Origin of the sequence: Acinetobacter sp. P1332 (assembly GCF_044057475.1) — a bacterium.
GTDB classification, from domain to species: domain Bacteria; phylum Pseudomonadota; class Gammaproteobacteria; order Pseudomonadales; family Moraxellaceae; genus Acinetobacter; species Acinetobacter johnsonii.
On the sequence record NZ_CP171157.1, the window covers coordinates 2,708,326 to 2,720,684 of the forward strand.

15 protein-coding genes are annotated in these 12,359 nt (G+C 39.6%); 4 read left to right on the forward strand and 11 right to left on the reverse strand.

The window, feature by feature from the left end; genetic code table 11:
• Positions 1-11: 11 nt before the first annotated feature.
• Positions 12-1,226 (reverse strand): tyrosine-type recombinase/integrase, encoded by a 1,215-nt coding sequence (locus ACFN7Z_RS13250; RefSeq protein WP_395441929.1) that lies wholly within the window; start codon positions 1,224-1,226, stop codon positions 12-14.
• 432 nt (positions 1,227-1,658) lie between these two features.
• On the opposite strand from ACFN7Z_RS13250, the gene ACFN7Z_RS13255 reads away from it, so the two are divergent.
• From ACFN7Z_RS13255 to ACFN7Z_RS13270, 4 genes are all read left to right on the forward strand, one after another.
• Positions 1,659-1,961, forward strand: coding sequence for a hypothetical protein (locus ACFN7Z_RS13255; protein WP_395441931.1), 303 nt, complete (start codon positions 1,659-1,661; stop codon positions 1,959-1,961).
• A 425-nt stretch (positions 1,962-2,386) separates the two neighbouring features.
• The gene (locus ACFN7Z_RS13260) at positions 2,387-2,953 is read left to right on the forward strand and encodes a LexA family protein (protein ID WP_395441933.1); all 567 of its coding nucleotides are present in this window, start codon (positions 2,387-2,389) and stop codon (positions 2,951-2,953) included.
• Entirely contained in the window at positions 2,950-4,248 is a 1,299-nt protein-coding gene (locus ACFN7Z_RS13265; protein WP_395441935.1) for a Y-family DNA polymerase, read from the forward strand. Before ACFN7Z_RS13260 ends, ACFN7Z_RS13265 begins: the two co-directional genes overlap by 4 nt.
• Before the next feature lie 37 nt (positions 4,249-4,285).
• Positions 4,286-4,504 (forward strand): hypothetical protein, encoded by a 219-nt coding sequence (locus ACFN7Z_RS13270; protein WP_279687471.1) that lies wholly within the window; start codon positions 4,286-4,288, stop codon positions 4,502-4,504.
• 127 nt (positions 4,505-4,631) lie between these two features.
• On the opposite strand, the gene ACFN7Z_RS13275 is transcribed toward ACFN7Z_RS13270, so the two are convergent.
• From ACFN7Z_RS13275 to ACFN7Z_RS13320, 10 genes are read right to left on the reverse strand one after another with little or no spacing between them, the layout of a single operon-like run.
• A complete protein-coding gene (locus ACFN7Z_RS13275) occupies positions 4,632-5,207 on the reverse strand; it encodes a lysozyme (protein WP_395441937.1) in 576 nt (191 codons plus the stop codon).
• Complete coding sequence (locus tag ACFN7Z_RS13280; RefSeq protein ID WP_063454338.1) at positions 5,207-5,425, reverse strand: hypothetical protein; 219 nt, start codon at positions 5,423-5,425, stop codon at positions 5,207-5,209. The genes ACFN7Z_RS13275 and ACFN7Z_RS13280 overlap by 1 nt, the downstream gene beginning before the upstream one ends.
• Positions 5,422-5,799, reverse strand: coding sequence for a hypothetical protein (locus ACFN7Z_RS13285; RefSeq protein WP_063454337.1), 378 nt, complete (start codon positions 5,797-5,799; stop codon positions 5,422-5,424). The genes ACFN7Z_RS13280 and ACFN7Z_RS13285 overlap by 4 nt, the downstream gene beginning before the upstream one ends.
• A 42-nt stretch (positions 5,800-5,841) precedes the next feature.
• Positions 5,842-6,858, reverse strand: coding sequence for a hypothetical protein (locus ACFN7Z_RS13290; RefSeq protein WP_395441938.1), 1,017 nt, complete (start codon positions 6,856-6,858; stop codon positions 5,842-5,844).
• A 3-nt stretch (positions 6,859-6,861) separates the two neighbouring features.
• Positions 6,862-9,585: a hypothetical protein gene (locus tag ACFN7Z_RS13295; protein WP_395441940.1), complete on the reverse strand. Its 2,724-nt coding sequence runs from the start codon at positions 9,583-9,585 to the stop codon at positions 6,862-6,864.
• A complete protein-coding gene (locus tag ACFN7Z_RS13300; protein ID WP_395441942.1) occupies positions 9,569-9,748 on the reverse strand; it encodes a hypothetical protein in 180 nt (59 codons plus the stop codon). The genes ACFN7Z_RS13295 and ACFN7Z_RS13300 overlap by 17 nt, the downstream gene beginning before the upstream one ends.
• A gap of 8 nt (positions 9,749-9,756) precedes the next feature.
• Entirely contained in the window at positions 9,757-10,002 is a 246-nt protein-coding gene (locus tag ACFN7Z_RS13305) for a hypothetical protein (RefSeq protein ID WP_224466497.1), read from the reverse strand.
• 12 nt (positions 10,003-10,014) lie between these two features.
• Positions 10,015-10,866: a phage BR0599 family protein gene (locus ACFN7Z_RS13310; protein WP_395441943.1), complete on the reverse strand. Its 852-nt coding sequence runs from the start codon at positions 10,864-10,866 to the stop codon at positions 10,015-10,017.
• Positions 10,863-12,074, reverse strand: a complete 1,212-nt coding sequence (locus ACFN7Z_RS13315) for a hypothetical protein (RefSeq protein ID WP_395441944.1) — start codon at positions 12,072-12,074, stop codon at positions 10,863-10,865. The genes ACFN7Z_RS13310 and ACFN7Z_RS13315 overlap by 4 nt, the downstream gene beginning before the upstream one ends.
• A gap of 19 nt (positions 12,075-12,093) precedes the next feature.
• Complete coding sequence (locus ACFN7Z_RS13320; protein WP_395441946.1) at positions 12,094-12,333, reverse strand: hypothetical protein; 240 nt, start codon at positions 12,331-12,333, stop codon at positions 12,094-12,096.
• Between the last annotated feature and the right edge of the window lie 26 nt (positions 12,334-12,359).

The following is a 12,359-nucleotide window of genomic DNA, read 5'->3' on the forward strand; positions in this document are numbered from 1 at the left end:
AACCCTTTAAATTAATTAGGTGGTTTATGTCGCACTTCAAGTTTTACTCTGCCAGCTTTATTATAAACGCCTTCAACTCCACCAACAGCATGAGCTAAGGCAGTCTCAACATATTCTTTTCTAAAGCCTTTTTCTCTCAGAGTAGTACTTAAAATATGCCGAAACCCATGCGGAGTCTGGCGTCCTTGATAACCTAATGACTTTAAGGCTTTATTAAATGTATTATTGGAAATGGGTTGTTTCTTGGTACTTCTGCTAGGAAACAAGAATAAAGAATCACTAGTGATTATTTTTAGCTCGTTAAGAAGTGATAAGGCTTGCAGTGGTAAAGGGATAATATGCTCTTTTCTTTTTTTCATTCTATGTGCGGGGATAGACCATAGATTTTCCTGAAAATCAAATTCTTCCCATACAGCTTGCCTCATTTCTGATGGACGGGTACCTAACATAACACTCAATTCTAATCCAATAGCCGTCATTCGATTTGGATATGCTCTTATTTTTTTCAATAATTCTGGCATCTCTTTTTCTGAAACATGTGGCATATTTTGCTTTTCATGTTTGTCCAAAAATTTTGTAATACCAGTGACTGGATTGTAATCTATACGACCTGTAACTTCTGCAAAATCATAAATCTCTCTGCATAATGTACATAGCCTTTTACCCATTTCAACAATAGGTTTTTTTGTTTTAGGGTGTAATTTTTTTTGAATCGCTTGAAATAACTCTAACCATGCCTTTTTTGTTATTTTTCTATAATCCAGTTTTCCCATGATTGGATAAATATGGTTTTTTAATGCGCCTTCATTTCTAACTCTAGTTGCCTCTGTCCATGTTTTAGTTAAACAAAATTCTATAGCTAATTGTTCAAATGTGAATGAGTTGCTTAATAAACCGGCTTGCTTTTTATTTTCTCTATCAATTTTTGGATCTATCCCCTCTGAAATTAATTTTCTCATTTCTTCAGCATTTTTTCTTGCAAGTCTTCCCCCGACTGACGGATATCCTCCCAAACCCAACCATGTCCATTTACCATCGCTTGGTCTTTTATATCTTAATTCCCAGCGTTTGTTTCCTTTACTATGAACAGTGAAATATAGATTATTGCTATCTCTAACACGATACTCTTTTTCTTCAGGTTCTAAACTTGCAAGAGTAGTATCAGATAAAGGATATTTTTTTATATCGACTCTTTTCATAGTTAAAGCCTTGTATGGTGATTTCATTACAACTCAAAATATACACGGCACCATACAAACAATACAAGACTATACATATTCGTGGCTATTTATGTATATGCATAAAAAAAGCCTTAAACACTGATGTTTAAGGCTTTTTTAGTCATATTTAGTTATGTAACTTCATATAAATTTAAGAATTTGGTGGAGGTGGCGGGAGTTGAACCCGCAAACATCAAACACAATAAAACTCAATCAAACTCAGACCTTTTGAATACAAGGGCTTGCACTTTTAATTTCTAATAGAATATGACTGTTTTACACGTCAGTCTGTCAAAAAACCTGTCAAGACCTTATTCATTTCAACTAGGCATTCTGTAAATGGTTCAGATGTCTTTGTAGATTAGATAAATTTTATACAATTTGACTTGAATATTTTATAATCGACAATTATATACCTATAAATATAAAGGAGTTTCTATGGATCTTATAATTCGTTTTTTTGTTTGGGTTGCTAATTGCTTTTTAAGTGGGAAAGCTCAAGCATTAGGGATTGCAGCATTTGGTGCTATTATTTCTTATGCGTTATTTAAAATTACACCTACTGTATTTAGTGCGGCATATTTCATATACCCAAACCTTGAACAATATATTTTTGAGCACTTGTTTGTTGCCAAGCTGATTTTGCTTCTAGTTTTTATGATACCACTTTCCATTGGGAGTTTCATAGCAATCCAGCAACTTAAGTATATTTACCACAAAGAAAGCTATAGAAATTTTTAATAAAAAAGCCCTTCTATAATTAAGGGCTTTTTTAATATCGATACATAACAAATATCAATAAAAGGCTGAAAAATAACGTTATCTTTATGTTTTTTCTATAGTTTGTAAAAGTGCCTGCAAAATAAATGCAAAATTCCTGCAAAACAATTATCGAAAATATAGAAAAGATTGACCGTTTTGACGGCATGAAATTATGAAAATTTGGCGGTATTTTCACTTTCTATATTGCAGCTTTAAAGAGGCGCATGAGTTCTTCTTTGAAATGCAAGATGAGTACATCACCTTCCCTAAATCCCGCTTATCCGAAAATGGCGTTCAACCTAGTTTAATTTGAAGGCCCGTTGATTATCCACAGCTTTTAAATTTGAATTTATTTTGACCGAAATCTACAATCTTGAAATCTGTTACAGAAATCAAGTTTGGCTATGAACGATATCAAGAACCATGGTGGTGTGAGACCCGGTGCGGGGCGAAAACGCTCAGAATTGACCACGCTCATCCGTGTGCCCAATTCTTCTGTTTTAGAAATCAAAGCCTTTCTAAAGAAGGCTAAAGCTGATCCCGAAATCGATCACATACGCCAGGTTGACCCAGTCACGCATATGGCTATCCCCTTAGCGACAGAGCGCGTTCAAGCGGGCTTCCCTTCCCCTGCACAAGATCATGTTGATAAGACCCTAGACCTAAATGAGCACCTGATAAAGAATCCAGCCGCGACATTCATTGTCCGAGTTAATTCACTGTCACTCATCAATATTGGTATCGATATTGGCGATGAGTTGATTGTCGATCGTAGCCTTGAGGCAAAGCATTGGGATATCGTGATTGCATTGGTTGATAATGAGTTCACCGTAAAGCGTCTCATGTGTGAGGAAAATGGAGTGTGTTGGCTAAAAGCTGAAAATCCAGACTATGACGACATTCATTTCAGTGAAGGACAAGAGTTCATTATTTGGGGTGTTGTCACCCGCGTTCTAAAGAGCTTCAGATGAGAAGCGAAAATAAGATCTATGCCTTAATTGACGTGAACAATTGTTACGTCAGTTGTGAGCGTGTATTCAATCCAAAGTTGAATAATAGACCAGTGATTGTGCTTTCAAACAATGACGGCTGTGCAGTTGCACGTTCACAGGAAGCTAAAGATCTTGGGATTAAAATGGGTGTGCCCCTATTCCAAATTAAAGACATTGTTGAAAAGCATAATGTAGAAGTGCTTTCGAGCAACTACAAAGTCTATGCAGAGATGTCAAAGCGCTTTCACAGCATCCTTGCCGAATATGTTGCACCAGGAGAACATGAGATCTATTCGATCGATGAATGCTTTCTAGATCTCACTGCATATGAGTATAAATTCGACTTAACTGAATACGCACAAGACATGCGTGAGCGTATCTCTAAATGGATCGGCTTGCCTGTATCAGTCGGAATTGGTCGAAGTAAGACCGAAGCCAAAATTGCCAACCATATGGCCAAGAAAGCCAAACGCTTTTCGGGTGTCTGCAATTTGGTATCCATGGACCCAAAACATAAGGATTACTTTTTTAGTTTGATCGATGTCTCTGAGGTTTGGGGAGTCGGTCGACAGCACAGTAAGAAACTACATGCCATGGGTGTGCATACCGTTCAGGATCTTACACGAACTGAGCCGCGCAATATGAAAAGCCTCTTTTCCATTGTTATGGCCAAGACCGTAGCCGAGTTGCAAGGTATTTCCTGCATTGAAATTGAGCATGCTCCACCCGCTAAAAAACAAATCATCTCATCAAGGTCATTTGGTCAACGTGTAACGGATAAAGAATCTTTGTCTGAGGCGATGAGCGATTACCTGCAGTCAGCAGTTAAACGTCTACGTGAAGACAAAAGCTTGTGTGGCTGTGTAATTGCTTTTGCTGAGTCCAATCCATTTGATAAGAATAAGCCGTTTTATAAGAAATCCATCAGTGTGGGCTTTGCCGAGCCAACAGACTCTGCTGCAGTCATGAATAAAGCAGTGATGAAGCAAATGAGTGAACTGTTTCAAGAAGGTGTTGAGTTTAAAAAATGCGGCGTGATTTTAACGTGTATCGAGAATAAAGCGGCATATATTCCTGACTTACTCAGTGATATTGAATCCATCGAACGAAATGAAAAGCTACAGCTTGCAATGGAAGGAGTTAAGGAGAGGTTTGGAGATAAGAAGCTTGCGATAGGACCATGTAAATTGCCGAACCGTGGCTGGTCGATGAGTCGAGGAAGTTTGACGAGGGATTATTTTAGTTGGGATGGTATGTTGACTGTAAATAACTAAAAGAATATATATTAAACAACAAATAATGGTGAACTTTATGAAACTAGAAGAATCAGATGTAACCGAGGTAACTTTAGGCGCTTTAATAAACCTACTTAAACTTAGTGGTTACGACCTAAATTTAATCCTTGCTAATTACGAAAGAAAAATAGTTGATAACAAACTTACTGGTGCTAATCCACACTACAAAATGGCAAGTGTAGAGTTATTAAAGGAACTAATAGATGAAGCCAACAATAATTCCGTTTTGAATTAAGAAAAGCCCTCACTTAGAGGGCTGTTTCAATTCACACACTGCACACAAACAGTGACATGAACATTTGTCGAAATCGAATGAGCTGTGCAACCTGAAAGCAGGATGCACAGCAATAAAGTAAATAACTTCATTTCAAAAATAAAGCCTTTTCAACAGTCCGGCGATTCACAAGCCCTTGCATACGTTTACCGCCTGCATTCACCCATACATCAAACTGATCTGCAGCACCACGAATATCATTGGCATTCAACTTTTTAACCAACGTCGATTTGCTAAATGCATTAGTCCCAATGTTGTAGGCAAGTGAAACCAAAGCATCAAACTGATTTTGATTAAGTTGCACTGTGACTGCCTTATTTACAGTAGCTTCAAACTTCTTTAAATCATGTGCCATGTATGTCTTAGCTTGTGCTTCCGTGCAGGTATCACCTTTCATAACTTTAATGCCGTTCGGATAAACTGTGGTACCGAAACCAATCGTCCACACTCCCACTCCATCGTCATAGGCAGTAAGTCTCTTACCTTCAAAATTACAGATCAGGTTTATCCCACTTGGGCTGATGTGCATTTCATCTGTGGCGATACCCAGCATATCATTCAGGTCATCATAGGCGGTTGCAATTAACTTATCTGCAGCATCAACCTGCTTTTGGGTGAGTTTGCCACCACTGATCTTTCGCAGGAAATCAAATATGTGTTTCATTATGGGCTACCCTTAACTTTAGGCTGTGCAATCTTACGGCCAATGTACGCCAATGCAGGCAATACAACTGAAAGCAAAATAGCATGGTATTCAGTCGGAATGAGTTGTGTGTTGATGCCCTCTTGAATTAAAACAGGAAGAACACCCAATAAAAAAGCTCCGATAATTGGGAGCTTTACAGATAAATATTTCCAGACGTTTTCGGGGATGAATTTCATTTTTGATAATTCCTAATGGTTGATACGTCGGACTCAAGACGAGCCGTTTTTTCCTTAAGGAGTGAGTTTTCTTGTGCATTCTGGATAATTGAAGATCCGACCCATGTGCACACGCCAATAAAAACCCCTGCGAGAAGTGTTAAGGCAATACGAATGACATTCAGGCCACCATCGAGTTGAGCTGATTTATTTTCCAGCACACCAACCCGGGTAATAATCGAATCAATATCTTTGCGGTTTTCAGCACTCATGTTTTGGTGCGCTTCGTTAATGAATGTCAATCTGGTTACGTGGTCGGACAGCATTCGAATGTCAGACTGCATTGAATCAATCTTCTTCTCTACTCTGACCCCGTACGACTCGTTGTCGGTCATAAGACCCCCTAAATTTTGGCAATAAAAAAGCACCCGAAGGTGCTATGGTTTTGTAAAAAATACTTTTAGAAGACTATCGGTATTGACGTCATACAGCAACATAAAATCTGTATACAGAAAGCGATTTGTGTTATTTCCTCTTGTCACACTTAATGCAACCCCTCGATTAACAATGACCTGCTCAAAACTAGAGAAATTGAAAGCAATATCACTTTTAAGTGATACAATTTTTTTATCTTGTGCTGTTGTTCGATTTCCAGAAACCAAGACAATTGATTTGCCGTCACTAGCCACATCAAAACAGTAAGTAAAATTTGTCGGTATATTGTATGTATTTGAGTTTACTAGTGAATAATTGGAGAATATGTCCCCTGTTATTTGGTAAATTGTTATAGTTCCCGCACTAGCCACAATATAATATTGTCCAACAATTTTTGATCTTTCTACTCCTGTGATTTGCATCTCATTCTTAAGAACTGCGGTTTCAATTTCGTAAGCTTTACTCAACTCAAAGATATATCGCTTATAAATTGATGATCCAGTGATAATGCAAAGACCAAACCCATCATTAAAGAATGAGGCATAAAGAAACGTATTGGTAGTATTTGGTAGTAACTCTACAGATGTTGATGCTGGAAAATAATCCCCAAAGGGTGACGATGTTGCATGTTTTAAAAATTGAACTTTTGATGTTATTGAGGTGTTGTGAATATATATATAATCCCCATTTTTTGAATAAAACGTCGATCTAAGTGATAGTGATGGGGTTAAAACCGATTCAGAATCAATACCTACAATTATCGGAACGTCGGCTTTATTCGCAAAAACCTCAAAACAATCTGTAAATACCTCTTGCTCCCCAAGTCTTGCTGACAACATATAAAAATATGTTTCATCTTTTTCTGTCGTTAAATCCTCATATTCATATATGTCACCCACAACTTCAGCTAAAAGTGGTGGCAAGCTATTTGATGTAAATGCAGAATCTGCACGATAAATTCGCACAGATTCAGACATGACACTCTCATTTTCCCAGTTTATTTTGATTTTTACTGCCATAAATTAATACTCTACAACTTCAAATGTGACATTGCTTGGAGCGATTAATGTTAATCTTTTTACAATGCAATCAAATACATTCATACATTCATACCCATCCCGCACTGTTTTCAAGTTGATGTGCAATGAGCGTGTATCAGCTTGCATTGCTGTCTCAAGGAGTGTGAAACTATTAGTTGCTGATGCATTTATGCTATGAGTTGCAAGCTCTATATTTTCTTCATCGAGCTCAATTACAGTGAGTAATGTTTGCGTTCTATCTTCAAGCGATACACCCTGCTCAAAATACCCGATAAAATCACCACCTGTTTGCTGTAAACGATTCCGATTAGACCAAGTCAGTATGAAATCATCTTCAAAATAAGCAGGCCAATACTTGTCATTGATTTTCACATTCGCAGGTGGATAGGGTCGGTTAGCACGTGCTTTGATTTGAACTTGCTGCATATCAACATCATCAATCCCTAAAATACCACTTGGAGTAGTCGTCAGTGCTTTTACATTGATGATCTCACCAGTGACATATTCCGTTGGATCTACCGTGATAAAATCATCTGCAAAATACAAAATACTCCCAGCCAAGTGATTTTGAGGAACTGTATCTAACGCCCCACGTTTTACCGTGAGCAAACCTGTCTCTTCATCATAAGATTGGTAGACCATGATTTCGTTATTCACGGTAATCTGCGTACCAGTACTGACCATGTCTATATCACCTGCATTTTTTAAAATGAAAGTGGTATCGACCCGTGAAATATTCTGATCCAGCTCAGCTGTTTCGCTATATACAATCGCACCTGCTCGCTCAAAGTCATTGCCAATATCTGTATACATCAGAGCATTTAATGAATTACTTTGTGGGCGCTGAGCAATCACCGCCGCATAGCCTGCATCGGGGTTATAAGCTAGAGCCTCGTCCACAGCTTTCTGCCCATTGAGCTGCACTGCTTCTAAATAGGACAACTCAAAAGCCTTAAACAATGCAGGCTGTGGAGGTTTTGGTATGGTGTCTACAGGTGTATCATTCACAATGTTTGAAGAAAGATTGCCTGAATAAGGCACGACCTCTACAAAATCAATCGATACATCTGTACCGGTGCCTAAGTTGATTTTCATAATCCGAACTAAAATGGTACCGCTCCAACGTCTTGGCCATTCCAGTTTGAGCAAGTCATACCGATTCCACTTTCGTGCCTGATAAAACCCAGTTGTGAAAGTTCCTTGCCAAACTGGAGTAGATACCTGCTTGAGCTTCCACTGACTTACTATTGCTGCATTACGCTGATGCATGAAATAAGGAAACTTCACCTCATCAGAGTTTTCATGTCCATTTAAGTTCCGAATTGCAGCATTCTCGGCAATTGAAAATGAAGAGTTTTTAATCGCACTTCGATTGTAATAACTCACGTTCAACTTATTAATCAGTTCATCTGCAGATGTTGCTCCATCCAGCTGCATACCCTTAATTTTGTTGACAGGCAGTGTGTGAACTTCATTATCTGCAAACCAATCATCACGAAATAAGACCATCTCATATAAACCAGTTTGACGGTTCATCCGCACACCCGCTTCGATATGGCCACAAAGTTCATTGATGGCTTCAAGACATGACTTCTCAGTAATTGACCATGAAATACCCAAACCTTCATCAAAAATTCGATCCGCAGCTTTCATAAAATTCACGTCATTTATGTCTGATTCAGGCTTGCCCATCGCGGTATCATCCGTAAGAATTTCCCTAATCTTATGAATTGGATTTATATCGGGAGCATCAATTTCAATAAAATCTCTATGCATTTTTATATCAAGAAAATAAACATCAAGAGCCACACCCATTACATGAGAATTGGAATCTGGGTTGTAAATAGAATTTCTGCAATAAGCTGAATCTACAAAAACACCACCCGACTCTACCCAAAGCTCGTAATTTTTTTCTGGTGACGCACTCTCGCCTCTTGCGCTTGACTCAACTCGAATGAGAATGTCGAAAGGGGATGTATTTGTAAAAGTTTGTTTTTCTTCATGATAGCCATCGAAGTAGCTTTGACCTGACACTCCCGATCCACTACCTGACTTATTAGGCGAGAAATTCATTGTTACTTTATTGAAATTAATTTCATTTAGGTCTTGTCCGCCTGTATACGTCCTAGTTGCGTTTAAAGTAAATGGCTGTGGATTAAATTCCTCATTATTTTTGATGTAATAGCCATTAATCTCACAAACAACAGCACCATCCTCTCGCACCTCATACCATTGTCTGCGACCATCATTTCTAACTCGTGTGCGTTTCGGCCAAAGCAACATTTCTTTCATGTAACCTGAGTTGCCGTGATAAAACGATTTATTGTAGTGGTGTCGTTTCGCAATAATTCCCGCAATTTCACCAACTACGCCACCCGCTGAAACCCCTCTGCCCAGTCCACGGAACAATAAATAAGACTGAAATGGATAGCCTGAAACTTTTGGAAAGTCAGTGCTATAAGTGGCATTAGGCAACTGATCTGCTGTACCCGTATAAATATCAATAAACCCAGCAACCCCACCTTCTTTATCCCCATATAGATTTGGACTTTCTACACGTAGAAAGGTTTCATCATTATCGGGTTTAAAAATCCAGCCACGGTTATCAAAGTTAATCCCAATCAATTTTTCAATCGGATTACCAATGAAGGTGGTGAGTTTTGCGAAGTATCGTTGACCAATTGTTTGACTACTGCTTCCGCCCATTTTTTACATACTCCACAACTTGCTGCGCCATGGCATCATTGGTTTGTTCAACAATTTCGATATCGATGCCGTTTTCAAGAAAGGTCGACCAGTCCCAACCTTGAGCCAAAAAAAATGCCCGCGATCCGCGAGCACACATTCCTGATTTTCGTATATCTGACATGTAAATCTTCACTTGCCACCTTTCTGTTTGATATCCGTTGTCGCATGCCCCCAAATATGGGTAATGTTTCCATACATGTGTGGGCTACCTGCTACATCTGAGAAAGAAACGCCTTCATCAGCAATCGTTCCATCAAGCTGATTGGCGGTTTGCTGGTTTTTCTTTTGGGCTTTGCGCATGGCGTAATAGCTGTAAGCCATTGTGACAACCATCAGCGCCAGCATGGCGTAAATCACCCATGGAGCAATAACCATTCGACACCTCGCTTACTTAATCAATTGGGTAAAAATTGGGTTGCTGTTCGGGATGAATTGATGCCCAGCATAACGTGCCCAATTGTTAAACTTCTCATCACACATTTTTTTAGATTGGTCGCAACCCGGTACAACTGAGAAAACATCACCCACCGCTAAACCGACATGCTGGCGGTATAACGTGAAGCTATTCACAGTGCTGGTCGTGATTAAGGTATGTACTCCACCTTTCAGCATCAACCCCAAACTCAACCATTGATCTGGGTAACTCTTGGTTTCCATGATCGGGTCTCCATTTTCAAAAGTGGGGTTGCCCTGACCATCTAAAACCAGAGTGGGCACCACATCGAATGAAACCTTTAAGCCATCGATCGCAGTCACTTCAACCTCAAATGACCAGTCTTCAAACTTGAGCCCACACCAGCGGTCATAGATTGAGTTTGGGCACGAATACTGAAACTTACGTGTCAAAATATTACGATTTAGGTAAGATTCTCCCGTTTCACATACCAGCGTCAATGTGTCTGCATCTTCATCATACTTTGGCTGCGTCACACGGCCTTTATGCAGGACCAGTGTTTCGCCCTGATAAAGCTCAAGGATGGTAATCGTCACACCGCCATAGAAGATCTTGCCTGCAAAGATGGCAGCCAAATCTTCACCCTCAGTATTGAATAAATGCATCTGCGGAAAAGTCACTTCGGTATCGCATTTATCAATACTTTCATCTTCAATGGCTGTACGCTGTAGGCCACGGATCGGCAGATACTCAATCCCTGCATGTGTGATTGCTTTACGCTGATCTGTAAAATACCAAGCACGTGCACCATGCTTCAGTTGATATAACTCTGCTCTGTTTCTCATGATGATAGTTCCACAATAGGCACTGTCACTTGCGTAATCTGTGCACCTAAAAATTGAAATTCGATTTGATCTGCATCAAAACGGTGTAGACCCAAATAGCAAATGGTTTGGATGTCGTTGCGGTGTGCATTGATTGCAGGTGACACCGTTAAAGAGCCACCCGTTTTGGCCGTAATTTCATGCGCGGTCCACATTCCGTTTTTACGCTTTACCGCAATATGCTTACGATCAGCCTCAAGCAAGTACTTGGTGTTGGTACTCAGTGAGGTGGTGATATTTGCCGTGTTTAAGATATTGAGATGCTTCTCATACAAAGGCATCCAAAAAGCTTGATAACGGCCCATGCGTCGAAATAAAAATCGGCGGTATTCGCTATATAGATCCCATCCTTTCAACACAGACTTAAACGGTTTTAGGTAGCGGGGTTTCTTCCAGTGGGTGAATTGTTGAAATCCTCCCACATCAGCATCCACTATGTTTTGGTGCTGCATCAGCGTCATTTCTAACGCGCTGCCATCCAAAAGCAATGGTTTGAAATAGATATCCTCGCCCTGGTACTGTTCTGGTACATCACCACTATGCTCAGGTGAATCTTCTGCCAGTACGCGAAACACCACTGATGAGCTTGACCAAAATCCGCCTGTGCTGATCGATGCATCACCATCAATGATGCAGATCCGCAGAGGCATGATTGAAGCATTTGATACAGTGACATTCTGGGCCAATCGAAACCCATCCTGATATTCAGTTTCTAAGGCTTGAAGAATCTCATCCGTTTCAGGATCTCGAATTTCTTCCTGAGTAATGATGTATCGGCCGACTGCAGTAATCTCAACAACCTGAAAGCCTGCAGCTGATTCAATTAAAGCAAAGCCGACTCTAAGGTCGGCTATATGGGCTGCTGTAGACAGCGGGATGTAATCACTATCATCAAGATCAGGAATAGGCTGTCTGAACTGGGGCAATGGAATCCCCCACTGTTTACGCAAGTTGGCATACAGCATATGGAAGATGTCGCCCATCGCTTTCTGCATATTCACGTAATTGAAACTGAGGACTTGTCTTGGTGCATCACGCTGGATGTAGCGGTCTTCGCTACTGTCATAAGCCTCATGAACTTCAGTTTTGAATTCCAGTCGCTCAGTCGAATCTAATAGAGGGCAATTTGTTAATACGTGCACCTCACCATATTTGGTTTGTATTTTCATTTTGTCCTCATTTACGGGTTTACATTAAATTTTGCCGATTACGTTTAATAAACTTAAGTAACCCCGCCTTATCATCTAAATTTTTTAAATATGTCCCAATATCAGAGCGATTATCGATTGTGTAAATGATTGGCTTGCCTTGTTGAGATTTTGATACATAGCCACCTTCAGAAAACCCTTTTGGTAAGTTTCCCTTCTTGTGTTTTGAAAACAACAAATTCCCAACTGCGACACCAAGTGCAAAAAAGACTAATTTCATTTCTGTTCCTCATAAAAAAAGCCCCA

What these genes read in the sequence shown, in the direction of transcription:
- ACFN7Z_RS13250 (WP_395441929.1), bottom strand. Translation starts at nt 1,226, where the DNA reads ATGAAATCACCATACAAGGCTTTAACTATGAAAAGAGTCGATATAAAA.
- ACFN7Z_RS13255 (WP_395441931.1), top strand. Translation starts at nt 1,659, where the DNA reads ATGGATCTTATAATTCGTTTTTTTGTTTGGGTTGCTAATTGCTTTTTA.
- ACFN7Z_RS13260 (WP_395441933.1), top strand. Translation starts at nt 2,387, where the DNA reads ATGAACGATATCAAGAACCATGGTGGTGTGAGACCCGGTGCGGGGCGA.
- ACFN7Z_RS13265 (WP_395441935.1), top strand. Translation starts at nt 2,950, where the DNA reads ATGAGAAGCGAAAATAAGATCTATGCCTTAATTGACGTGAACAATTGT.
- ACFN7Z_RS13270 (WP_279687471.1), top strand. Translation starts at nt 4,286, where the DNA reads ATGAAACTAGAAGAATCAGATGTAACCGAGGTAACTTTAGGCGCTTTA.
- ACFN7Z_RS13275 (WP_395441937.1), bottom strand. Translation starts at nt 5,207, where the DNA reads ATGAAACACATATTTGATTTCCTGCGAAAGATCAGTGGTGGCAAACTC.
- ACFN7Z_RS13280 (WP_063454338.1), bottom strand. Translation starts at nt 5,425, where the DNA reads ATGAAATTCATCCCCGAAAACGTCTGGAAATATTTATCTGTAAAGCTC.
- ACFN7Z_RS13285 (WP_063454337.1), bottom strand. Translation starts at nt 5,799, where the DNA reads ATGACCGACAACGAGTCGTACGGGGTCAGAGTAGAGAAGAAGATTGAT.
- ACFN7Z_RS13290 (WP_395441938.1), bottom strand. Translation starts at nt 6,858, where the DNA reads ATGGCAGTAAAAATCAAAATAAACTGGGAAAATGAGAGTGTCATGTCT.
- ACFN7Z_RS13295 (WP_395441940.1), bottom strand. Translation starts at nt 9,585, where the DNA reads ATGGGCGGAAGCAGTAGTCAAACAATTGGTCAACGATACTTCGCAAAA.
- ACFN7Z_RS13300 (WP_395441942.1), bottom strand. Translation starts at nt 9,748, where the DNA reads ATGTCAGATATACGAAAATCAGGAATGTGTGCTCGCGGATCGCGGGCA.
- ACFN7Z_RS13305 (WP_224466497.1), bottom strand. Translation starts at nt 10,002, where the DNA reads ATGGTTATTGCTCCATGGGTGATTTACGCCATGCTGGCGCTGATGGTT.
- ACFN7Z_RS13310 (WP_395441943.1), bottom strand. Translation starts at nt 10,866, where the DNA reads ATGAGAAACAGAGCAGAGTTATATCAACTGAAGCATGGTGCACGTGCT.
- ACFN7Z_RS13315 (WP_395441944.1), bottom strand. Translation starts at nt 12,074, where the DNA reads ATGAAAATACAAACCAAATATGGTGAGGTGCACGTATTAACAAATTGC.
- ACFN7Z_RS13320 (WP_395441946.1), bottom strand. Translation starts at nt 12,333, where the DNA reads ATGAAATTAGTCTTTTTTGCACTTGGTGTCGCAGTTGGGAATTTGTTG.